Source organism: uncultured Marinobacter sp., from assembly GCF_947488835.1.
Lineage (GTDB): Bacteria > Pseudomonadota > Gammaproteobacteria > Pseudomonadales > Oleiphilaceae > Marinobacter.
Window position 1 is genome coordinate 179,763 of sequence record NZ_CANLBK010000002.1, and the last position, 22,223, is coordinate 201,985.

At 54.7% G+C, this 22,223-nt stretch carries 20 protein-coding genes; 15 read left to right on the forward strand and 5 right to left on the reverse strand.

All coding sequences use genetic code 11. The features are described from left to right. Positions 1-3 precede the first annotated feature (3 nt). The 9 genes from rplS to ung all read left to right on the forward strand — a co-directional run bounded on the left by rplS (position 4) and on the right by ung (position 10,564). Positions 4-360, forward strand: a complete 357-nt coding sequence (gene rplS, locus Q0824_RS09815) for a 50S ribosomal protein L19 (RefSeq protein WP_298449895.1) — start codon at positions 4-6, stop codon at positions 358-360. 116 nt (positions 361-476) lie between these two features. Beyond that, a complete protein-coding gene (gene xerD / locus Q0824_RS09820; RefSeq protein WP_298449897.1) occupies positions 477-1,379 on the forward strand; it encodes a site-specific tyrosine recombinase XerD in 903 nt (300 codons plus the stop codon). A gap of 146 nt (positions 1,380-1,525) precedes the next feature. Next, the gene (locus Q0824_RS09825) at positions 1,526-2,257 is read left to right on the forward strand and encodes a DsbC family protein (RefSeq protein WP_298449899.1); all 732 of its coding nucleotides are present in this window, start codon (positions 1,526-1,528) and stop codon (positions 2,255-2,257) included. 176 nt (positions 2,258-2,433) lie between these two features. Then, positions 2,434-3,735: a homoserine dehydrogenase gene (locus Q0824_RS09830; RefSeq protein WP_298449901.1), complete on the forward strand. Its 1,302-nt coding sequence runs from the start codon at positions 2,434-2,436 to the stop codon at positions 3,733-3,735. Between the two features lie 26 nt (positions 3,736-3,761). Beyond that, positions 3,762-5,162: a threonine synthase gene (gene thrC / locus Q0824_RS09835; RefSeq protein WP_298449903.1), complete on the forward strand. Its 1,401-nt coding sequence runs from the start codon at positions 3,762-3,764 to the stop codon at positions 5,160-5,162. Between the two features lie 6 nt (positions 5,163-5,168). Continuing rightward, complete coding sequence (recJ, locus tag Q0824_RS09840; protein ID WP_298449905.1) at positions 5,169-6,902, forward strand: single-stranded-DNA-specific exonuclease RecJ; 1,734 nt, start codon at positions 5,169-5,171, stop codon at positions 6,900-6,902. Between the two features lie 251 nt (positions 6,903-7,153). Beyond that, a protein-coding gene (gene prfB / locus Q0824_RS09845) for a peptide chain release factor 2 (RefSeq protein ID WP_366521647.1) occupies positions 7,154-8,249 on the forward strand; the annotation gives its coding sequence in 2 pieces (ribosomal slippage) (positions 7,154-7,225 and positions 7,227-8,249; 1,095 coding nt in all). A 54-nt stretch (positions 8,250-8,303) separates the two neighbouring features. After that, positions 8,304-9,836: a lysine--tRNA ligase gene (lysS, locus tag Q0824_RS09850; protein WP_298449909.1), complete on the forward strand. Its 1,533-nt coding sequence runs from the start codon at positions 8,304-8,306 to the stop codon at positions 9,834-9,836. 2 nt (positions 9,837-9,838) lie between these two features. After that, positions 9,839-10,564, forward strand: a complete 726-nt coding sequence (gene ung / locus Q0824_RS09855) for a uracil-DNA glycosylase (protein ID WP_298449911.1) — start codon at positions 9,839-9,841, stop codon at positions 10,562-10,564. On the opposite strand, the gene Q0824_RS09860 is transcribed toward ung, so the two are convergent. The 5 genes from Q0824_RS09860 to nadB form a co-directional block, all read right to left on the reverse strand. Continuing rightward, a complete protein-coding gene (locus Q0824_RS09860; protein ID WP_298449913.1) occupies positions 10,558-11,391 on the reverse strand; it encodes an HDOD domain-containing protein in 834 nt (277 codons plus the stop codon). The genes ung and Q0824_RS09860 overlap by 7 nt on opposite strands. 118 nt (positions 11,392-11,509) lie before the next feature. Next, complete coding sequence (locus Q0824_RS09865) at positions 11,510-12,520, reverse strand: folate-binding protein (protein ID WP_298449915.1); 1,011 nt, start codon at positions 12,518-12,520, stop codon at positions 11,510-11,512. 21 nt (positions 12,521-12,541) lie between these two features. Further along, positions 12,542-13,021, reverse strand: a complete 480-nt coding sequence (locus tag Q0824_RS09870; protein WP_298449917.1) for a hypothetical protein — start codon at positions 13,019-13,021, stop codon at positions 12,542-12,544. Continuing rightward, on the reverse strand, positions 12,987-13,259 hold the full coding sequence (locus Q0824_RS09875; protein WP_298449919.1) for a succinate dehydrogenase assembly factor 2: 273 nt from the start codon (positions 13,257-13,259) through the stop codon (positions 12,987-12,989). Before Q0824_RS09875 ends, Q0824_RS09870 begins: the two co-directional genes overlap by 35 nt. A gap of 23 nt (positions 13,260-13,282) precedes the next feature. Beyond that, entirely contained in the window at positions 13,283-14,887 is a 1,605-nt protein-coding gene (gene nadB, locus Q0824_RS09880) for an L-aspartate oxidase (RefSeq protein ID WP_298449921.1), read from the reverse strand. Between the two features lie 133 nt (positions 14,888-15,020). On the opposite strand from nadB, the gene rpoE reads away from it, so the two are divergent. The 6 genes from rpoE to Q0824_RS09910 all read left to right on the forward strand — a co-directional run bounded on the left by rpoE (position 15,021) and on the right by Q0824_RS09910 (position 22,170). Then, positions 15,021-15,716: an RNA polymerase sigma factor RpoE gene (gene rpoE, locus Q0824_RS09885; RefSeq protein ID WP_298449923.1), complete on the forward strand. Its 696-nt coding sequence runs from the start codon at positions 15,021-15,023 to the stop codon at positions 15,714-15,716. 15 nt (positions 15,717-15,731) lie between these two features. Beyond that, positions 15,732-16,304: a sigma-E factor negative regulatory protein gene (locus Q0824_RS09890; RefSeq protein ID WP_298449925.1), complete on the forward strand. Its 573-nt coding sequence runs from the start codon at positions 15,732-15,734 to the stop codon at positions 16,302-16,304. 99 nt (positions 16,305-16,403) lie between these two features. Next, positions 16,404-17,354, forward strand: coding sequence for a MucB/RseB C-terminal domain-containing protein (locus tag Q0824_RS09895; protein ID WP_298450501.1), 951 nt, complete (start codon positions 16,404-16,406; stop codon positions 17,352-17,354). Beyond that, positions 17,351-17,818 carry a SoxR reducing system RseC family protein gene (locus tag Q0824_RS09900; RefSeq protein WP_298449927.1) on the forward strand — a complete coding sequence of 156 codons (468 nt, stop codon included), beginning with the start codon at positions 17,351-17,353 and terminating at the stop codon, positions 17,816-17,818. The genes Q0824_RS09895 and Q0824_RS09900 overlap by 4 nt, the downstream gene beginning before the upstream one ends. A 75-nt stretch (positions 17,819-17,893) precedes the next feature. Beyond that, on the forward strand, positions 17,894-19,312 hold the full coding sequence (locus Q0824_RS09905) for a DegQ family serine endoprotease (protein ID WP_298450503.1): 1,419 nt from the start codon (positions 17,894-17,896) through the stop codon (positions 19,310-19,312). A 131-nt stretch (positions 19,313-19,443) separates the two neighbouring features. Then, entirely contained in the window at positions 19,444-22,170 is a 2,727-nt protein-coding gene (locus Q0824_RS09910) for an EAL domain-containing protein (RefSeq protein WP_298449929.1), read from the forward strand. Positions 22,171-22,223 lie beyond the last annotated feature (53 nt).

A 22,223-nucleotide genomic window follows, 5' to 3' on the forward strand; every position in this document is an offset into this window, starting at 1 on the left:
ACGATGAGCGGCAAGAACAACATCATCAATCAACTTGAAACAGAGCAGATGACCAAGGAAGTCCCCGCGTTTGCGCCGGGTGATACCGTGGTTGTTCAGGTTCGTGTAACTGAAGGCAACCGTGAGCGTCTGCAGGCGTTCGAAGGCGTTGTTATCGGTAAGCGTAACCGTGGCATGAACTCGGCGTTCACCGTACGGAAGATTTCCTACGGCGTAGGCGTTGAGCGTACGTTCCAGACCTTCTCCAAGCTGGTCGACAGCGTTGCTGTGAAGCGTCGCGGTGAAGTGCGTCAGGCCAAGCTTTACTACCTGCGCGAGCTCTCGGGCAAGGCAGCACGTATCAAGGAAAAGCTGGGCTGATCAGCTATTTGCTGAGCAACCTTGCAGTGAGAAAGGCAGCCTGATGGCTGCCTTTTTCGTTTCTGGGGAGTCAGAATGCCTTCTTGTGCATGGCGAGGCTGTTAGAGGGTTAGGGTGTGCGACCAGAAGATGAAGCAGTGATTGTCCAGTTTGTTGACGCAGTCTGGCTTGAAGACGGGTTGGGAGAGCAAACCCGCCAAGCGTACCGCAACGATTTGCAACGCCTGGCTGCATGGCTGGAGGCCCAGCCGGGGCAGTTGTTGCTGATGGAGGTGCGGCGAACGGATTTACTTGCCTGGATGGCCAATGGGTTCGCTCAGGGGCTGAAAACGTCTACTGCGGCTCGTCGTCTTTCGGGTATTCGTCGTTTTTATCGCTATCTCCTTCGCGAGCGGCTGATTTCTGAAGATCCTACCTTGCGCATCGATAGCCCTCGCCTGCCCCGTCGCCTGCCGGACTCGTTAACAGAAGCTGAAGTGGATGCACTTTTGGCTGAGCCGGATCCGGGTTTGCCCATTGAACAGCGAGACAAGGCTATGCTGGAACTTCTGTATGGCTGTGGCTTGCGTGTGTCTGAACTCACCAGTTTGCGTGTGGATCAGGTAAACCTGCGGCAGGGGGTTATTCGTGTGACCGGTAAAGGTGACAAAGAACGCCTGGTTCCGCTGGGCGAGGAGGCCATAGACTGGCTTGTCCTGTATATGAAAGAAGGTCGCCCGGAGCTTCTGAAAGGGCGTGCCTGTGATGCGCTTTTTCCAGGAAACCGCGCTGCGCCCATGACGCGCCAAACGTTTTGGCACAGAGTTCGCCATTACGCTACTCGCACAGGCATTCGCAAACACCTGTCGCCCCATACGCTCCGTCATGCCTTTGCAACACATCTGCTTAATCATGGTGCGGATTTGCGTGTGGTTCAGATGCTACTGGGCCACTCTGATCTTTCCACGACCCAAATCTACACTCACGTCGCGCGCCAGCGTTTACAATCCTTGCATAAGACCCATCATCCTCGTGGCTGACATTGCGATTTTTAGGTAAGGTGGCGTTTTGAACTTTATTGGCAAGCCGGTGTCGCACGGTTTTGATTAAAAGAACTTTTTCATGGCTTGTGAGCTCAGTTTCGCAAGCATCATAAGTACCCTGCTATATAGGTGTGTTTTCCAGAATGAATGTAAAACAGTGGTTTATGTTGGTGTCAATGGCGGTTGGGATTCTGGGATCACCCTTCAGTGTTGCAGGTGATGTTGAAGACAAAATTAGCGAGCGCCTATCCAGTGCGGTACCCGGGCTGGAAATATTGTCGATTCGCGAATCCGAAGCCAAGGGGCTTTATGAGATTCAGGCTGCTAGCGGTGAGACCGTTTATACAACCCAGGATGGTCAGTATCTGCTCACCGGTGATCTGTTGAAGGTTACGAGCACGGGCATCGCCAATGTTACGATAGAGGCCAAGGCAGCTGCTCGGCACAAGGCATTAACAGGCTTCGGGAAGAGCGGTGTTATCAGCTACAAGGCTGACGATGAAAGGGCGGTGGTTAGCGTATTTACCGACATTGATTGCCCCTATTGCCGTAAGCTCCATGGCGAGGTGCCAAAGCTCAACGACTACGGCATTACCGTCAATTATTACGCCTTCCCACGGTCCCAGCCGGGTTCCCCATCTTTTGTAAAATATGTTTCAGTTTGGTGTGCCGAGGATCAGCAGTCCGCAATGAATGCAGCCAAGGCTGGTAAAACAGTTCCTGCGGCTACCTGTGATAATCCCGTGCTGAAGCAGTATGAGCTTGGGCAGCGTGTTGGTGTAACCGGCACTCCGGCCATTGTGCTGGAAGACGGCAATATTGTGCCTGGCTACGTGCCTGCCAATAAGCTTGCCGAGGGGTTGGGGCTGCTTTAAATCCATTACAGGCTGCGGCTTTCTTCGGGTGGGCGTAGTTATGTGACGGGCTTTTGGTTCAGGGCTTATTCAGCAGGTCCCGAACCGGTATACTATGCGGCACTTTCAGTGTCGCAGAATCAATATGCTGCACTATTACAATACATCAGGACCCCTTCGGGATCAGAGGTGAGAGCTTGAAAGACGTCAGTGTCGGAATCTGCGGACTGGGAACCGTCGGCGGCGGTACATTCAATGTATTGACTCGCAACGCCGCACTTATTGCGGGCCGTGCGGGCTGCAATATCCGGATTACCCGGGTAGCCAGTCGGCGCAATCGTGATGATATAGATCTTGGTGGCGTTGCCTTCAGTACCGAGATTTTTGACGTGGTGAATGATCCCGCGGTTGATGTGGTGGTTGAGCTTATCGGCGGGTACGACACGGCGCGCGAGCTTGTAATGACAGCCATCGCTAATGGAAAACATGTGGTCACTGCCAACAAAGCCCTGATTGCAGTACATGGAAATGAGATATTTTCTGCAGCGGAAAAGGCCGGTGTTGTCGTTGCCTACGAAGCCGGTGTCGCCGGTGGTATTCCCGTAATGAAGGCCATTCGAGAAGGTTTGGCAGGGAACCGTATTGACTGGATCGCGGGCATCATCAATGGCACGGGCAATTATATTCTTACCGAAATGCGTGCTGGCCGCGCGTTTGCTGATGTGCTCAAAGAAGCTCAGGATCTGGGTTATGCTGAAGCCGACCCCACTTTTGATGTGGAGGGTATTGATGCTGCCCATAAATTGACCATTCTGGCTTCCGCCGGCTTTGGTGTTCCTCTTCAGTTCGAGAAAGCCTTTACCGAAGGCATCTCTTCGATCACGCCTTACGATATTGCCCACGCGGAACAGCTGGGCTACCGCATCAAGCACTTGGGCATTGCTCGCCGCCGGGATGAGGGCATCGAACTTCGCGTGCATCCGACCCTGGTTCCTCAAAGTCACCTTATTGCTCAGGTTGATGGCGTGCTGAACGCGGTTCTTGTGGATGGTGATGCTGTTGGTCAGACCATGTATTACGGGCCAGGTGCCGGCGACGAAGCGACGGCTTCCGCTGTGATCGCAGATATAGTGGATGTTGCCCGGATTGTGGCGAGCGGAAGTTCGCTGCGGGTGCCCCATCTCGGGTTTGCGCCGGATGCCCTGGAAGAGCTTGATGTGCTGTCCATGGAAGATATCCAGTCTGCTTATTACCTGCGTATAACCGCTCTTGATCGCCCGGGCGTTCTGGCGAAGATCGCGTCGATTCTGAGTGAGCATGGCATCAACATTGAATCGATCATGCAGAAAGAATCTGAGGTACAGGATGGCCGGATACCGGTCATTATCCTGACCCATACGGTGCAAGAACGGCAGGTAAACCGTGCTATTGAAGAGCTGGAAGCCCTGGCTGATACAGATGGTCCGGTTGTGCGTATTCGCGCCGAAAATTTTAACTGAGAACACCCTAACTAACAGGTACTCACGTGAGATACATCAGTACGCGGGGAGAAGCACCCGCACTGGGCTTTGAAGACGTTCTATTAACAGGGCTGGCTCCCGATGGTGGGCTTTATGTGCCCGAGACACTCCCGCACTTCAGCCTGGAAGAAATTCGCAGTTGGCGGGGGCTTCCTTACACCCAGCTTGCATTCAATATCATGTACCCCTTTGTGGAAGAGGCCATTCCCGAGGCTGATTTCAAGCAGATGCTGGACGAAACCTACGGGGCATTTTCCCACAAGGCCGTTGCCCCGCTGGTACAGCTTGATACCAACGAGTGGGTGATGGAGCTGTTCCGTGGGCCAACGTTGGCCTTCAAGGATTTCGCTCTTCAATTGCTGGGACGTCTACTGGACTATGTGCTTAAAAAGCGCCAGGAGCACGCCGTGATTATGGGGGCGACTTCTGGTGATACAGGGTCAGCCGCTATCGAGGGCAGTCGGCATTGTGAGCGCGTGGATATTTTTATCCTGCATCCGTACAAGCGTGTGTCGGAAGTGCAGCGCCGCCAGATGACGACAGTTGTAGGTGACAATATTCACAATATTGCCATCCGGGGCAATTTTGATGATTGTCAGCGCATGGTCAAGGCGAGTTTTGGTGATCAGTCTTTCCTTGGTGATAAAGTCAGATTGGCGGCTGTGAACTCCATTAACTGGGCCAGGATCATGGCTCAGATTGTTTACTACTTTCACGCATCTCTGGCACTTGGTGGCCCCGATCGCAGCATGGCATTTTCTGTGCCTACCGGTAATTTTGGGGACATCTTTGCCGGCTATCTGGCGAAGAAAATGGGCCTGCCAATTTCTCAGTTGGTTATTGCCACCAACAAAAACGACATTCTCCATCGCTTCATGAGTGGCAACAAGTACGAGCAGCATCAGCTAGAACATACGCTTTCGCCCAGCATGGATATTATGGTTTCCAGCAACTTTGAACGCTTGCTGTTTGATCTGCATGGTCGGGATGGTGAGGCTGTGAAACAGCTGCTGGAGAATGCTGCTAAAGGCCCGGTAAGTATTGAAGACTATCGCTGGAAGCAGGCTCGCAAGTTGTTCGATAGTGCGGCAGTTGATGATAAGGCTACCTGCAGTACTATTCGTGAAGTGTATGAACAGAACGAATATCTGCTGGATCCACACACGGCTATTGGTGTGCGTGCAGCCCGAATTTGTCGGCGGGATACAAAAATTCCGATGATCACCCTGGGAACTGCCCATCCGGCCAAATTCCCGGATGCCATCACAGAATCTGGTCTTACGGTTAAGCCGGAGCTTCCGGCCCATATGGCAGATCTGTTTGAGCGTGAAGAGCGCTATACAGTGCTTGATAACGATCAGGCAGGTGTGCAGGACTTCATCGCCAAGCACTGGAAAAATGCTTAACCCGGTATGACACCAAAAAAGATCCTGCGTCGCCCCCAGCCGGACAATACTCCAGGCTGGGGGCAAGATCTCCCTCCCATACTCCGCCGTTTGTACTCCGCCCGGGGTGTAACGTCCGATGCGCAACTAAGTTATACCCTCAAGCACCTTGCCTCACCCTTTGAGCTGCGAGGCATTGAGCGTGCGGTAGAGCTGCTGGCAGACGCCATCGCGCAGAACCAGCGAGTGCTTGTGCTCGGGGATTTTGACGCCGACGGAGCCACCAGTACCGCTGTTGCCATGCTTGGCCTCTCCATGCTCGGGCTGAAAAGTATAGATTTCCGGGTGCCAAGCCGCTTTGCAGATGGCTACGGTTTGACTCCGGGAATCATTGAGCGCCTGCAAGTTGAGGGCGAGTTGCCCGATCTTTTGGTGACGGTAGACAACGGTATTTCTGCGATCGAAGGGGTAAGTGCAGCAAAGAAGTTGGGTATTAAGGTGGTGGTTACGGATCACCACCTTGCGGGTGAAACGCTGCCTGATGCAGATGCCATCGTAAATCCCAACCAGCCCGGCTGTGCCTTCCTGAGCAAAAACGCCGCCGGTGTAGGGGTAATGTTTTATGTGCTCACGGCTCTGCGCAAAAAGCTGAGAGACGCTGGCCGGCTGCCGCAGCCAGAGCCCAATCTGGGCAACCTTCTGGATTTGGTGGCCTTGGGTACTGTGGCTGATGTTGTACCGCTGGATCACAACAATCGCATTTTTGTCGAGCAGGGTCTGCGCCGCATCCGACAGGGCGAAGCCCGCCCCGGGATCCTGGCCTTGCTTGAGGTGGCGGGCCGCGAGCACGCAAACATCAGCTCAACTGATCTTGGGTTTGTTGTTGGCCCCCGACTCAATGCCGCTGGGCGGCTTGACGATATGAGTGTCGGGATAGCCTGCCTGTTGGCCGACAGCCCGGATGAAGCCAGGCGCCTTGCCCGTGAACTGGATACGTTCAACCGGGAAAGGCGCACCATTGAAAAAGACATGAAAACCCAGGCTCAGGATTTGCTGGCCTCTATGTCGCTGGATCTGGAAGGGTTGCCCTGGGGGTTAGCGTTGTTTGATAAGGACTGGCATCAGGGCGTGATCGGGATTCTTGCTGCAAGGATTCGGGAGCAGACTCACCGGCCCACCATAGCTTTTGCCCCTGACGAAAATGGCGTGGATATTAAAGGCTCTGCCCGTTCAATACCCGGGTTGCATATTCGTGATGTTCTGGCGGTAGTGGATGCCCGGCATCCCGGTGTTATGCACAAATACGGTGGCCACGCTATGGCGGCTGGTATGACACTGGCACAGAGTGATCTTGTTACTTTCTCCGATGCTTTTGACCAGGCTGTGCGGGATACTCTGACTGCAGCAGACCTTGAAGCAGCGATCACTACTGACGGGCCGTTGAGTGCTGATGAGTTGTCGCTGGACACTGCAGCCTTGTTGAAGCGTGCCGGCCCTTGGGGGCAGCATTTCCCGGAGCCTTTGTTTGATGGTGAATTCCGGGTGGTGAGTCAGCGTATTGTTGGCGAAAATCATTTGAAGCTGGTTTTGCAGCCGGTGGATGGCAGCGGGATCATTGACGGTATTGCGTTTAATACCGGGCCGGAAGTTCCGGATTACACGCGCACTGGGGCTCGGGTGGTTTATAAGCCGGATTCGAATACGTTTCGGGGGCGGACTAGTTTGCAGCTTTTGGTGGATTATTTGGAGCCGCTTTCTTAGCTTTTCCTGGCTTCTGGTGGCTGGTCAGGGGCCGGGTACGTTTTTCTTCTGGAAAAACAACTCGCTGCGCTCAGACATCTTTTTCCGCCAGAAAAGCGTACCCGCCCCCTGACCGATCAGACTGTAGAGGTAGATCGCCCTGCTTGCACCCATGCTGAAGTTCGGTTTCCCACGGCTGATTTACCGCTGGAATTCCGGTAGAATCCCGCCACTGTTTTTAGCATCATTTTCCAACATTGAGTATTGGTCTTATGGAAGTTAATCCCATTGTGACGAAGATTAAAGAGCTTCGTGAGCGCACTGAGACGCTTAGGGGGTATCTTTGACTACGATCAGCGTAGTGAGCGGCTGGTTGAAGTAGAGCGAGAAATGGAAATGCCCACCGTGTGGGATGATCCGGAGCGTGCCCAGGCGCTGGGCAAAGAGCGTTCTGATCTTGATTTGATTGTTAGCACCATCGATAACCTCACATCCGGCCTTTCTGATGCAGAAGGCCTGCTGGAAATGGCTGTTGAGGAAGATGATGCCGACACGGTTGATGAGATTGTGTCGGATCTTGAAGCTCTGGAAGCCGAGCTTGAGAAGCTTGAATTCCGCCGGATGTTTTCCGGTGAGATGGACCCGAACAACGCCTATCTGGAAATTCAGGCAGGGTCGGGCGGAACTGAGGCTCAGGACTGGGCTAATATGCTTCTGCGCATGTACCTGCGCTGGGCCGAGAGCCGGGGTTTCAAGACTGAGATCGTGGAGCTTCAGGAAGGTGAAGTGGCGGGCGTGAAAAGTGCCACCGTTCACATTCAGGGCGAGTATGCGTTCGGCTGGGCGCGCACGGAGACCGGCGTTCATCGTTTGGTTCGCAAGTCGCCTTTTGACTCAGGCAACCGTCGTCATACATCGTTCTCTTCGGTGGTTGTTACTCCGGAAGTGGATGACAGTTTCGAGATTGAGATCAACCCGGCAGATTTGCGGGTGGATGTTTACCGTGCCTCTGGTGCGGGTGGTCAGCACGTTAACCGAACAGAATCTGCGGTACGTTTGACCCACAACCCGACCGGCATTGTTGTTGCCTGTCAGGCCGGCCGAAGCCAGCATCAGAACAAAGATCAGGCGATGAAGCAGCTGAAGGCCAAGCTGTATGAGCATGAGATGCAGGCGCGCAACGCTGAGAAACAGAAAGCAGAAGACGCAAAGTCCGATATTGGATGGGGCAGCCAGATTCGCTCCTACGTGCTGGACGATGGTCGTATTAAGGATTTGCGTACCAAAATTGAAACCAGCAACACTCAATCGGTGTTGGATGGTGATATTGATAAGTTCATTGAAGCCAGCCTGAAGATGGCGCTGTAATCAGCGCCATTGCCAAGCCAACTCCGGACACCCCTGATTTTCTAGTGAGCCAACATGACTGAACACGCCAAGAATGCCCCCCCAGAGGACAACAAGCTGATTGCCGAGCGTCGCGCCAAGCTGGCCGAGCTTCGTGAAAATGGCAATCCGTTCCCTAACGACTTTCGTCGTGATGCCACTGCTGCTGAACTGCAGGCTAAATACGGTGAGCATGGTAAGGAAGAGCTTGAATCTCTGGGCATCAAGGTTGCCATTGCAGGCCGCATGATGCTGGATCGCAAGGCATTCAAGGTGGTTCAGGACGTGACGGGTCGTATCCAGATCTATGCCACCAAGGATGTGCAGAAAGACACCAAGCATTGGGACCTCGGGGACATAGTTGGTGTGCGGGGTACCCTGTGCAAGTCAGGTAAGGGCGATCTTTATGTGGCTATGGATGAGTATGTGTTGCTCACCAAGTCTCTGCGCCCATTGCCGGAGAAACATAAAGGCCTGACCGATACTGAGTCGCGCTACCGCCACCGTTATGTGGATTTGATGGTGAACGAGGACAGCCGTCGGGTGTTCCTTGCGCGTTCAAAGATCATCACTTCCATGCGCCAGTTTTTCGCAGACCGGGATTTCATTGAAGTTGAAACACCTATGCTGCAGGTGATTCCAGGTGGCGCAACGGCACGGCCTTTCGTTACCCATCACAACGCGTTGGGTATGGATATGTACTTGCGCATTGCGCCGGAACTGTACCTCAAGCGGCTGGTTGTGGGTGGCTTTGAGCGGGTATTCGAGATCAATCGGAACTTCCGGAACGAGGGGCTTTCAACTCGCCATAACCCCGAATTTACGATGGTTGAGTTCTATCAGGCCTATGCCGATTACAACGATTTGATGGATCTTACCGAGGACATGCTGCGCACGATCGCGCAGAATGTGTTGGGTAGCACCACAGTCGTGAATACACGCATGCTGGCCGATGGAACTGAAGAGCGTATCGAATACGATTTTGGTAAGTCCTTTGAGCGCCTGACTGTTGTGGATGCAATCTTGCGCTACGCTCCGGATGTAACGGCCGAGCAGTTGGCAGATGAGGCGTCTGCTCGCCAGGTGGCAAAAGATCTGGGTATTCATGTGAAATCTGGTTGGGGCCTTGGCAGGGTTCAAATCGAAATTTTTGAGGCAACGGCAGAGCACCGCCTGATGCAGCCAACGTTTATCACCGAGTACCCGAAGGAAGTGTCACCGCTGGCACGCAGCAAGGACAGCAATCCGTTTGTGACCGAACGCTTCGAGTTCTTTGTGGGTGGCCGTGAGATTGCCAATGGCTTCTCCGAGCTTAACGACGCGGAAGACCAGGCTGAACGCTTCAGGGCGCAGGTTGCCGAGAAGGATGCCGGCGACGACGAAGCTATGTTCTACGACGAAGATTACGTGATGGCATTGGAGTACGGGCTGCCGCCAACAGCGGGCGAGGGGATCGGTATCGATCGCTTGGCCATGCTGCTGACCAACTCGCCGTCCATTCGCGATGTTATCCTGTTCCCGGCCATGCGCCCTGAGCACAAGGCCGAGAGCTCGAAAGACGAGGAATAACCATGCTCCCGGTCGAGGCACTGGCAAACACGCTCAGGCCCGACGGGGGCTGGAAAGAACATCTCTCAGGCGAATTTCGCCAGCCCTACATGCAGGCGCTGGCGGAATTTCTCGCCGAAGAAGAAAGCGCCGGAAAGGTTCTCTTCCCGGACAGCAAAGACTGCTTTAATGCTCTTAACAGCACGCCGCTGGAACAGGTGCGTGTTGTGATTCTCGGGCAAGACCCCTACCACGGCCCCGGTCAGGCCCACGGCTTATCGTTTTCTGTAAGGCCGGGGGTTCGCACGCCGCCTTCTCTGGTGAATATATTCAAGGAAATTCAGACGGATCTCGGCATTGAGCCGCCAGATCACGGCTGCCTTCAGCCCTGGGCAGAGCAAGGTGTGTTATTGCTCAACAGCGTACTTACGGTTGTGCAGGGGCAGGCTGGCGCCCATCAGGGGAAAGGTTGGGAGACGTTTACCGACCGGGTGATTGAAACGGTAAATCGTGAATTCGAAGGCGTGGTATTTCTGCTTTGGGGCAGTTATGCCCGAAAGAAGGGGCGGCACATTGATCGCAGCCGGCATCTTGTGCTCGAAGGGCCGCACCCGTCACCGCTCAGTTCGTACCGTGGGTTCTTTGGTTGCAAACATTTCTCCCGGGCCAATGACTGGCTCCGGGAGCAAGGGCGTGCGCCAGTATGTTGGGCGCTACCTTCGAAAGCAGACTTGGATGCCGATTATTGAAGCAAAGCCATCGCCGCTTCCATCTGAGCGTTAAGGTCTTCTTCTTCGCTCATGTCGATGTTCGGGTCCAGACCCAAGCGGTCAAACGCTGAAATGGCTGTCCAGTCCATCTGTGCCCAAGGATGCTCCGACCCTGAGATCAGCTGCAAGTTGGCGATCATAACCAGGTCGGCGTAGTCGGCTGCAGGTACTTCTCTCTGGAATTTGGCGAATTCCAGAGGAACATTCACCAGATCTGTCGGGAAGTCCCACTTTTTCAGAATGGCTGCGCCGATTCTGGGGTGCAATTCTTCAATAACGCTGTCGAGCATGGCGCCACTGATTTGTATGTCCTCATCTTCCACATAGCGCAAAATGGGTAGTACACCAATCAGGTGAACTAGCCCGGCCAAGGTAGCCTGGTCCGGTTTCAGTTTTGTGTAGTGCTGGGCAAGCACATGGCAAATGCCGGCTACTTCGGTGCTCGCTTGCCAGGTTGCGCGCAAGCGCTTGTCGATCATCTCTGAGGTTGCCTGGAACATCTGCTGCATTGCCAGGCCCATGGCCAAGCTGCTTGTGTAAGCCATGCCGAGGCGGCTCACAGCCATGTTCAGGTTCTCTATAGCACGATTGCCCCGGAACAGAGGGCTGTTACAGACGCGAATGATGCGGGCAGAGAGGGCGGTGTCGTTGCTGATGACCTTTACCAGATCTGCGATGGCAGAGTCTTCGGACTCGGCAATTTCCCTCACCTGAAGCGCAGCTTCCGGCAGTGTTGGGAGCAAGAGCTTGTCTTCTTCGATCGCGGTTATAAGATCCGCTTTGATGGTTTCAGCAATGTTCGACATGGTTTCGTATGGATCCGCTTGTCAGTTCAGATCGCCCGTTACCTTGTAGGGCGGGCAACCTGAAGGCCAGAAGTTTAAACCCTATTTATAGCAAATTCTGACAGTCTTGCCTGTCAACTTATGTATCCTTTGGTTCAATTCCCTCGCGCTCGGTAACGGAATAAGGCAGCGGTCTTTGCTCCAGAACCGCTTGTGGCAGGCCTTCTGCCAAGAGTTCGCTGTTGGCTGCGTCGTGCCGAATAACGGCAAGCAGTTCGCAAGAGCCGTCAGTAAAGCCCACTGCGTTGACGATTTCTCCAACTGATCGCTCGCCCGCCATGATTGAGGTTCCCGGCACGGGTAGCGAGCTGGCCTGCGCAATACGGAAGCGAAACAGGCTTTTTTTAAGTTGTCCGAGAAAATGCATTCTGGCGATAATTTCCTGACCGGTGTAGCAGCCTTTCTTGAAATGCACACCGCCCAGATGCTGCCAATTCAGCATTTGCGGCACATAGGCGTCGCTGGAAACTGTGTTCAGCATAGGCACGCCTGCAGCAACTTCCGAAGCTTGCCAGTCAGAAAGGGTCTTCTCAGGGATGTTGCCCAGATCTACATCACTTGCGCTGGCTTGCCACAATTCATAACGAGATACCCCGTCTGCTGTGCTTTCTGTGCGAATCAGCAACCCGCAATCCAGTGCAAGGGTGTCCCCAGCAGCTTCCAGGCGGTTCAGCTGGCCGCCTGCAAGGCGTGAGGCGGCATCAGTGCCCAGCAGCCCGGTGATTCTACCGTCGGTGTGCTCGGTCATGGTGGTTCCACGGAACAGCATCATGTATTTGCGCAGGTGAGCCATGGTTGCTTCTGCCAGCTCGGAAGGCAGGTCCATGAGCACATCGTCACCATCGCGTACCAGTCGAGTCAGGCAGTATGCCCGGCCCTTGGGCGTGGCACCTGCAGCGCGCGGTGATGCACCTGCTTTGACGTCACCAAGGTTCTGGCTTAACTGGCCCTGCAGGAACTTGTCAGTGCCTGGGCCGGAGATGCGAACCAGAACTCGGTTGGTCAGCTGTATGTGGCCCGACTCTGGCAGTGGGCGCTCGGCGCAAGCATAAACAGGCGTGGCTGAAACAGGTGTTTCTGTACCAGTCATGGAAAAACTCCGGGCAGAATGCTAGTCAAAGGATTGTTGAGTGCGGCCCAGTCTGAGCCACAATCTCAGGCGACGAAATTGCTCTTCGGGCAGGTTACCGGCAATCCGTTGGCCCGAGAGTATCACAACCGGATATGAAGAAGATTTGGAGGCGACGGGCTGCAGTTTCAAGAGCGCCAGCTTGGCGCTCAGACGGCTTGAGCGGCAGGCACTGACGGCTTCGGCTTGCCCGCTGCCGAGTCGCGCGTAGAGCGTGTTGTTTTCCAGGTACAGCCCAAGAACCGCAGAAGGCCCTATTAACAGGCCATTGAGGCGGTACTGGAGTACAGCGCCCGCGAGGGTCAGTGGTGCTAGCGCGTACAACCAGCTTTTGCCGGCAGCAGCGGCAATCAGTACGAGCGCGCTGGCTACCAGCCAAGGGATGGCGGCCAGGCAACCAGCCGCAACACTCGGTGACAGCGTCAGGTCAATCCGGCTGGACACGGGAGAGAATGATGTCAACGATGCGCTGCAGATCTGCGTCGTCTGGGCGGCTGCGCTGCATGAACCACTCGAACATATCGGTGTCTTCACACGTCAGGAGCTTCTCGTAGCGCTTCTGATCCTCTTCATCAAGGCCCAGGTAAGCCTCTTCCAGAAAGGGAAGCAGCAGGACATCCAACTCCAGCATGCCGCGGCGGCTGTGCCACCATAAGCGTTTGAACTCCGGGCTGTCAGATGTACTTCGGGTGTCTTGCATATTTAATCTCTTGGTCATCCCCCTTATGGCGAAGGGGTTCTGTAAGTGGTTGGTATAAGCACGGTATCACGGGCTTCTGGCAGTAGTCCCGGGTAATCCAATGTGTAGTGCAGGCCTCGGCTTTCTTTGCGCTGAAGGGCCGAACAGATGATCAGATCCGAAATGGTTACCAGGTTTCGCAATTCCAGAAGATCGTTGGTTACCCGATAGTTGCTGTAAAACTCGCTGATCTCTGCGGACAAAAGGTCGGCCCGGTGTTTGGCTCTTTGCAGGCGTTTGGTTGTTCTCACTATGCCCACGTAGTCCCACATAAAGTGTCGTAGCTCATCCCAGTTGTGGGAGATTACAACATCTTCGTCGGAATCCCGCACCTGGCTTTCGTCCCATGCCGGAGCTTCCGGCGGGGGCGGAATGTCTGCTTCCCGGCGTGCAATATCGGCCGCAGCAGCCCGGCCATACACCAGGCATTCAAGTAATGAGTTGCTGGCCATGCGATTGGCGCCATGAAGCCCGGTAAACCCGGCCTCACCCACTACATACAGTTGATTGATATCGGTTCTTGCCCGCTCATCACTGACAATGCCGCCACAGGTGTAGTGCGCTGCAGGCACCACCGGGATTGGTTCGCGAGTAATGTCGATGCCAAATTCCAGGCATTTCTCGTAGATAGTAGGAAAGTGATGCCGAATGAAATCGTCAGATTTGTGGCTAATGTCCAGGTACAGATGGTCGGCACCCAGACGCTTCATTTCATGGTCGATGGCGCGGGCCACTATATCCCGGGGCGCCAGCTCTCCGCGTTTGTCGAAGCGATCCATAAAACGGGAGCCATCAGGCAACTTCAGCAATCCACCTTCGCCTCTTACCGCTTCAGTAATCAGGAATGATTTGGCGTGAGGATGGTACAGGCAGGTCGGGTGGAACTGATTAAATTCCATATTAGCCACGCGACAGCCCGCCCGCCAGGCCATGGCAATGCCGTCCCCGGAGGCACCGTCAGGGTTGGTGGTGTATCGGTACGCCTTGGACGCGCCGCCGGTTGCAATCACGGTGAAACGGGCCCGGAACAGTTCCACATGGTTGTCTTCAAGATTCAGTATGTAGGCACCAACACAACGGTTGCCGGGTAGGGCCAACTTGCGGTTGGTGATCAGATCTACAGCAACACGTCCCGATTTCAGCTCAATGTTGGGTCGAGCCTGGGCTTGCGCGGTCAAGGTTGTGGATACAGCGTGCCCGGTGGCATCGGCGGCGTGGATAATACGCCTGTGGCTGTGCCCCCCTTCGCGCGTCAGGTGGAGCTGCGCGTCCGTGTTTCGGGTAAAATCAACCCCTGTACTGATAAGCCAATCAATACTTTCTTTGCTGTGCTCTACTGTAAATCGTACGGCTTCTTCGTTACAGAGACCTCCGCCGGCTGCGAGGGTATCCTGCACATGATTTTCGGTGCAGTCCTGGTCGTCTAGAACGGCAGCTATGCCGCCCTGAGCCCAGAGTGTGGCCCCGCTGCTAATGCCGGCTTTGCTGACGACGCAAATCTTCAGGTGTGCTGGCAGGTTAAGCGCCACGGTCAGACCGGCGGCACCGCTGCCAATAATAAGAACGTCATATTCATGAGATTGTGGCATCGGTTAGTTTTCGCAGGCCATAATGTGTACGTCTATTGAACTAAACTTTACGCTTGCTGTCTATTTGGCCTAACGGATAACAGGCCTTACAGGTCGGGTTGTCCTTTCTTGAAACGGGCGCCGGATAGAGCGTATGAATCACCAGAAACTCGTATCGGCCGAAATACTGGCCATGAAACCGGAGAGTACCGCCGAGACTACCGGCACATCGACCATGGCCCCAAATGATCAAAAAAAGGCTGAGCAGTCAGACCGCCAGACCGATCTGCAACTTGTTCGCAAAGTTCGGGGCGGGGATCGTGGAGCCTTTGACTTGCTGGTTGTTAAATACCAGTCAAGGGTGGCATCTATTATCAGCCGATATGTATATGACAGCCAAGAGATCATGGATCTTACCCAAGAGGCGTTCATCAAGGCATACCGTGCCATTGACCGCTTCCGCGGGGACAGCGCCTTTTATACCTGGCTGTATCGTATTGCGGTGAACACCGCGAAAAACCATCTTGAATCCCGTAGTCGAAGGCCCCAGGGCAGTGCTGATTCAGCGGAGGCCGAGAACTTTGATGATGGGCGGCGGCTACGAGACATTGCCTCGCCCGAACGTCTGCTTCAGCGAGAGCAGTTACAGAAAGAGCTGAGTAACGCCATAGCCAATCTTCCAGAGGAACTGCGATCAGCATTCCTGTTGCGGGAGTATGACGGTCTTAGTTATGAAGATATAGCACGGATTCTGGAGTGCCCTATCGGAACTGTGCGCTCGCGTATTTTTCGGGCCAGGGATGCTGTTGACAAGCATCTGGGGCCTTTGCTTAATCATTCGGTGACGTAATTGAAGGTGCATCCTATGGATGATCGTCTCAGAGAAACGCTGTCGGCCATGATGGACGATGAAGCCGATGAATTGTCGGTTCGGCGTCTGTTGTCCCATGAAAATCAAGCCGATGTTTGCGCCCAGTGGCAGCGGTGGCAAGGTGTGCATGATCTGATGCACCGGGGCAGCTCACCGGTGGAAGGCGTTGATGTCAGTGCCGCAGTACGTGAGGTGCTCGATGGGCGAGCCAGGCCGCAAAGGCCTGTCGAAGCGCGGCAGCGCGAGTCGCAGAGAATCTGGCAATGGCCGGCAGCAGTGGCCATGGTTGCGGCAGCTTTGCTGGTTGGCTTTGGTGCGGGCACAGGCTGGGAGTCCGATGCGGTTGCTCCCGGTACGTTGGCGTCTGCAGCTGCAACGGCAGCGTCTGAAAATGAATCGTCTACCAATGCCGGGCCGGTTCAGGAGGTTGCTTTACAGGGGCTCGATGAGAAGCAGTGGGAGCACATGAGCCGCTATCTGTTGGAACATGCGCAACACAATAGTGTGGGTGCAGGGCAAGGCTCGGTGGGCTATGCCCGCCTTGTCAGCGCAAGCGGCGGCTATTGATAGCAAGTGATGAAGGTATCCATGAGCAAAGCCCGTTATTTTGGCCAGAGTTTGACTGATCTTACCGTGCGAAGCTTCCTCGCGTTTATATTTGCGATCATGCCGGTGTACACATTTGCAGGCGATAAAACGGCAGCTGACTGGCTTGAACAGCTAGGGCCGGCCCTTAATATGACCTCTTACCGGGGTGTGTTTGTGTATGCCCGGGGTGCCAACGTTCATTCAATGCAGATTGCCCACCGCTATCACAATGGCATTGTTGAGGAGCGGCTGGTTTTGCAGGACGGCGGTACTGGCGAGATTGTGCGCCGGGATATGAACGTGGTCTGTGTGCTCCCGGAGCAGGGCAAAGTGCAGCTGGATCAGATCATACCCTCCGGCCCCTTTGCTGAAGCCTTTACAAACCAACTGATCCCCGTAAACCGCTGGTATACTGCCGAGCTGAAAGGCGAGGATCGCGTAGCGGGTTATGAGGTGGTTACTGTCGCGTTGACGGCAAACGATCAGCACAGGTACAGCCACAGCCTTTGGCTGGAAAAAACGACGGGACTTCTGGTAAAAAGTCACGTGCGCACGTCTAAAGGGGAAGTGTTGGAGCACTTCCAGTTTACCAGCCTGGAGATTACTGAAGATATTTCGGACAGCGAGTTTGAGATCCGCTCCAAAGGTCGAGAGATCTCCCGCACTCTCGGAGGCCCAAGCCCGGAGGGAAGTGCCTCAAAAGTACCTCGCATGCATGGGTGGCACTTGGGCTGGCGGCCGGAAGGATTTGAGCCGGCTGCTGCACCAGGGTCCGGCAAGGGGCAGGCAGTTGCATTTTCGGATGGGTTGGCCGCATTCTCGGTCTTTGTTGAACCTGCCGGCAGGATCAGTATGCCGACAGGGGCTTCGCGTATCGGAGCAACAACCGTTTATATGCGCCAGTTGGAAAGTGGTAACAAGATGTTTTTAGTGACTGTGGTCGGTGAGTTGCCCCCGGCCTCTGCGCGCCAGGTTGCAGAGTCAGTGCGGATTGATGAGACGTTTGTGCTGGGTGTAACAAAGCCGTGATTACTGAGACTGGCAAAGTGGTTGCTGTTTCAGGTCAGCACGCCTGGGTTCAGACCATTCGCATCAGTGCCTGCCAAAGCTGTTCGGCACGTAACGGGTGTGGGCAGAAGTTACTGGCTTCAGCGACTGGCGGGCGTGCCAATCAGGTTCGGGTTGTGAATTCTGTGAATGCCTGTGTTGGCCAGGACGTGACGCTCGGTATTGATGAAGATGCGCTCCTGGGTGCCTCGATGCTGGTTTATGCGCTTCCGCTACTGCTTATGGTGGTTCTCAGTGTGGCCGGTCATCAGGTGTCCGGTGGCAATGATTTTGTTTCCATGGTCGGCGCGGGGGCCGGCCTGGCATTCGGCTTTTATGCAAGCCGTAAATTACAGCACCGGAAAGCCGGTCGCTATGAACCCAGGTTGCTCCGGATAAACCGTATCCCGGCCGGAGCGGCTTCACATACAGACTCGCTAACATGACTTACAGGGGATCCTGATATGCTGAGAAATGCACCAGCAGTTACCCGGTTTTCCCCGGCACCACTCGCTCAGAGGATGCCGGCTTCTGTGCTGATGATACTACTGGCCTTTGTGTTGGTGGTCTGGAGCGCGCCTGGCGCAGCACGAAGCTTGCCAGATTTTACTGAGCTGGTTGAAGAAAATGCAGACGCAGTAGTCAATATAAGTACCACCAGTGCTCCAGCAGCGGGCAATGCACGTTTTCACGGTATGCCTTTTGATGAGCGCCAGCTAGATCAACTGCCCGAGTTTTTTCAGGAGTTCTTCCGTAGCCCGCAATCTCCGTTTGGTGGTGCACCGGGCAGCTCGCAGCCGCGTCGCTCTATGGGATCCGGGTTTATCGTGTCTGCCGATGGATACGTGCTGACCAATAATCACGTGGTTGAAGGGGCTGATGAGATTATTGTGCGACTCAATGATCGTCGTGAGCTGCCAGCAACACTGGTTGGCACCGACCCCCGCTCGGATATGGCGGTGTTGAAGATCGAGAATGGAGATGACTTGCCCGTCGTAAAAACGGGGCGATCCAAAGATCTCAAAGTGGGTGAGTGGGTGTTTGCAATAGGCTCACCCTTTGGCTTTGACTACACGGTCACGGCTGGGATTGTCAGTGCTCTGGGTCGTTCACTGCCGTCAGAAAACTATGTGCCATTTATCCAGACGGATGTGGCCATTAACCCGGGTAACTCCGGTGGCCCGCTGTTCAACATGGACGGTGAAGTTATCGGAATTAACTCACAAATCTACACGCGCTCGGGTGGCTTTATGGGGGTTTCGTTTGCTATCCCTATTGATGATGCCATGAGTGTATTTCGCCAGATTCGCGATAAAGGTGTGGTTTCCCGGGGCTGGCTGGGTGTGTTGATTCAGGAAGTGAATCGTGATTTGGCCGAGTCGTTTGGCCTCAAGCGCCCAAGGGGCGCACTGGTTGCTGAGGTGATGGCTGGTTCACCGGCCGAGGCTGGCGGTTTGCAGTCCGGTGATATTGTTCTTGAATACGATGGAGAGGACATTCATTTGTCGTCTGACCTCCCGCCTATGGTAGGTCGTACTCCGGTAGGAGAGTCGGCACGTCTGACGGTTCTTCGCGGTGGGAAGGAAATTACTCTGAATGTGGAAATCGGTCAGCTGCCCGATGAGCGTGGCGCGCAGCAGGCGGCGCCTTCCGACAGCAATCCGACGACCGCGCCACTGGGGCTAACCGTTGAGCCGTTGCCAACGGATCTGGCGGATTCTATAGGTGTGTCGGGCGGCGTTGTTGTAACGGACGTTGGCAGAGGCCCGGCTTACAATGCAGGTATTCGCGCCCGGGACGTGATCACTGAAATCAACAGGAAGGCAGTGTCGTCGGTTGAGGATTTCCGCAAGGTGGTCAGAACATTGCCGGAGGGACGTGCGGTTTCTGTTCGAGTGGTACGCCAAGGGCGGGCAATTTATCTGGTTATGAAACCCTGACTGATCTGACCGGTCGCATACTGTGACTGAAAGCCTCCAGACCTGATGTAAAAAACGACAGGCTTGGGGGCTTTTGTTATACTGCCAAGCATTAATAATAAGTGCGGCCACGGAATGGACCAGGTCAGATTATGATGAACAGAAAGGCTCTCCCCCTCCTGCAGCTTCTGAAACTCCGTAACGCTTGGCTTGCCTGGTTGCTTCTAGTCGTGGCGATTGCTGTCACCCTTGTATCCTGGCAGTTTTCTATCCGCTTGGTTGAAGATCGCACAGAGGCCAGGTTCCGAACCCAATCACTGCAACTAAAAACGGCTATTGAAGAGCGCCTGATCAATTACGAGCAGGTTCTGGCCGGCAGTGCTGGGCTCTTTGCTGTCGCGGGTAATGTGTCCCGCGATCAGTGGCAAGAGTACGTGCACAATGTAGATATAAATCGTTATTACCCCGGCATTCAGGGCATAGGCTTTGTTGAGCGCATTGAAGTGCGTGACATGGCGGACCACATTGCGTCGGTGCGTGCAGAAGGTGTGCACAACTATTTGGTGAAGCCGCTAGGAGTCGGGCCTTTTTACTACCCCATGGTGTATCTGGAGCCTGGAACGGTAAGCAACCGGCGAGCCCTTGGCTACGATGCCTTCAGCGACCCGGTTCACCGCAAGGCCATGGAGCAGTCCCGCGACAATGCCATTCCGACCGTAACGGGCAAAGTGGTTCTGATACAGGAAGAGTTGGAGGAAGGGCAGGCCAGCTTCCTTATGTATTACCCGGTTTATCAGGGTGGGGAGGTGCCTGAAATACGGGCCGAGCGGCGCATGATGCTGGCGGGTTTTGTGTTCAGCGCCTTCCGAATGAACAACCTTCTTGATGGTATTGTTGGTCTTATATCGCCATTTCTAGATGTTCGTATCTACGATAATGCTGTGGCAGTCCGCGAAAACCTCATGTACGGCTCGAACCTCGGTTCTCTGGATGATCAGTTCAGTTTCGAGATGAGCCAGACCGTCAGCCATGGTGGGCGGGAGTGGCTTCTGCAGACCCGCTCCACTCCTGCATTCGATTACCTGGCGTCTGATCCGCGCCCGGGCATTGTGCTTGGTAGTGGCATTGCGATAAGCCTGCTGCTGTTCATCGTGGGTTTGGTGTTGATCCGTTCCCGCCTTATGGCTCAAATCAGCGAAGGCCGTTATCGAGCGATTACCGAGGGAGCAGCCAACGTAACCCTGGTTATGGACGAAACGGGCAATCCTCTTTATGCCAGCCCCTCCAGCTTCGATATTCTCGGGTTTAACCCCGGTGAAATACAGGCGTTGGCGCTGGAAAATCTTGTTCATGCTGACGACTGGCCGCTGCTGAAACAGGGGTTTGAGGACGCAGTTCAGGCGCCGGGCAAGCAGATGCCGGTTATCCGGGCGCGTATCTACGATGCAGAACACAACTGGCGCGATATGGAAGGCACCTACACTGCCATGCTGACGGTGCCTGGCGTGGATGGTGTGGTTCTCAGCCTCCGTGACCTCACTCAGTTGAAAGCCGCCCAGACCGAGCTGCACCGGTTGGCGTTCTACGACCCGTTAACCGGATTGGCGAATCGCCAGTTATTTCGTGACCGCTTGAGTAGCGTGGTGAATCGGAGCCGCCGTAGTGGTGAGCCTGCTGCCCTGATGTTCCTTGATCTCGATGGTTTCAAACGCATCAATGACACTCTTGGGCATGATGCGGGTGATGAGTTATTGAGCCAGGTGGCAACCTGGCTTGAGGGCTGTGTGCGAGAAGAGGACTCTGTAGCAAGGCTCGGTGGTGATGAATTTGTGGTGTTGTTGTCGCAGATCAGTGGCGCCGAGGCAGCCGGCAAGGTTGCTGAAACCATTCTGCGCAGGTTGTGCCAACGGATTCGCCTGAACGACCATGAGGTGGGAATTACTGTCAGTATTGGCGTCACCATGATTCCCCATGACAGCGAAGACCCCGGGACTCTGATGAAGTTTGCCGATCTGGCGATGTATCGTGCCAAAGAAATGGGCAGGAACACCTACCAGTTCTTCACTCCTGCAATGAATATCAAGGCTGCCCGCCGCTTGTTGCAGCAGGAAGAGCTGGCGAGTGCGCTGGAAGAAGAGCGGTTCGTTCTGCACTACCAGCCCAAGATAGATCTGGCTACTGAGCGGGTAATCGGTGTTGAGGCCTTCCTGCGCTGGCATCATCCGGAAAAAGGTCTGGTATCTGCGCAGCAGTTTATCGGGCTGGCTGAGGAAACCGGCCTGATTGTGAGGTTGGGTGAGATGGCCCTGCGTCAGGCCTGTATTCAGGTTCAGGCGTTGGAACGTGCGGGCTTCGAAGACCTGAAGATGGCGGTTAACCTTTCTGTCAGGCAAGTAACGGATTCGCGCTTCCTGGATATGGTTCGGCAGGTGATTACAGAGACAGGCGTCTCCCCCGAGAAGCTTGAGCTCGAAATGCCGGTGGAGCTGTTGAATGAGGACTCGCGGACGGTGCGTGAGCTTCTTGTGTCGCTCAACGATCTTGGCGTGTGTCTGATTCTGGACGATTTTGGGGCGGGTTCCTGCTCTCTGGTTGCGCTGCAGCAGTTACCGCTTGACGTTATCAAAATAGATCACCGTTTTATTCGCGATATTCCGTACAATGTAAGTGCAACCGACGTGGCCTCTGCGGTCATTGCGCTTGCGCATAAACTTCACCTGACTGTGGTTGCCGAAGGAGTGGAAACGCCGCAGCAGCTGAGTTTCCTGAAATCTGCCGGGTGTACCCAGTGTCAGGGTAATCTGTTCAGTTATCCGCTGGACGAGGATGCGTTGATTGGCTTCCTTGTTCGGCAGTATGAACGGCCGGTTATTTCCTGATCATGGCAATGACGGCCGGTTACCGGTAAAATCACGCCGGTCCCGGATCCTGT

Coding starts and splice junctions, on each gene's coding strand:
- rplS (WP_298449895.1), top strand. CDS start 4: ATGAGCGGCAAGAACAACATCATCAATCAACTTGAAACAGAGCAGATG.
- Q0824_RS09825 (WP_298449899.1), top strand. CDS start 1,526: ATGAATGTAAAACAGTGGTTTATGTTGGTGTCAATGGCGGTTGGGATT.
- recJ (WP_298449905.1), top strand. CDS start 5,169: ATGACACCAAAAAAGATCCTGCGTCGCCCCCAGCCGGACAATACTCCA.
- lysS (WP_298449909.1), top strand. CDS start 8,304: ATGACTGAACACGCCAAGAATGCCCCCCCAGAGGACAACAAGCTGATT.
- ung (WP_298449911.1), top strand. CDS start 9,839: ATGCTCCCGGTCGAGGCACTGGCAAACACGCTCAGGCCCGACGGGGGC.
- Q0824_RS09860 (WP_298449913.1), bottom strand. CDS start 11,391: ATGTCGAACATTGCTGAAACCATCAAAGCGGATCTTATAACCGCGATC.
- Q0824_RS09865 (WP_298449915.1), bottom strand. CDS start 12,520: ATGACTGGTACAGAAACACCTGTTTCAGCCACGCCTGTTTATGCTTGC.
- Q0824_RS09875 (WP_298449919.1), bottom strand. CDS start 13,259: ATGCAAGACACCCGAAGTACATCTGACAGCCCGGAGTTCAAACGCTTA.
- nadB (WP_298449921.1), bottom strand. CDS start 14,887: ATGCCACAATCTCATGAATATGACGTTCTTATTATTGGCAGCGGTGCC.
- rpoE (WP_298449923.1), top strand. CDS start 15,021: ATGAATCACCAGAAACTCGTATCGGCCGAAATACTGGCCATGAAACCG.
- Q0824_RS09890 (WP_298449925.1), top strand. CDS start 15,732: ATGGATGATCGTCTCAGAGAAACGCTGTCGGCCATGATGGACGATGAA.
- Q0824_RS09895 (WP_298450501.1), top strand. CDS start 16,404: ATGCCGGTGTACACATTTGCAGGCGATAAAACGGCAGCTGACTGGCTT.
- Q0824_RS09905 (WP_298450503.1), top strand. CDS start 17,894: ATGCCGGCTTCTGTGCTGATGATACTACTGGCCTTTGTGTTGGTGGTC.
- Q0824_RS09910 (WP_298449929.1), top strand. CDS start 19,444: ATGATGAACAGAAAGGCTCTCCCCCTCCTGCAGCTTCTGAAACTCCGT.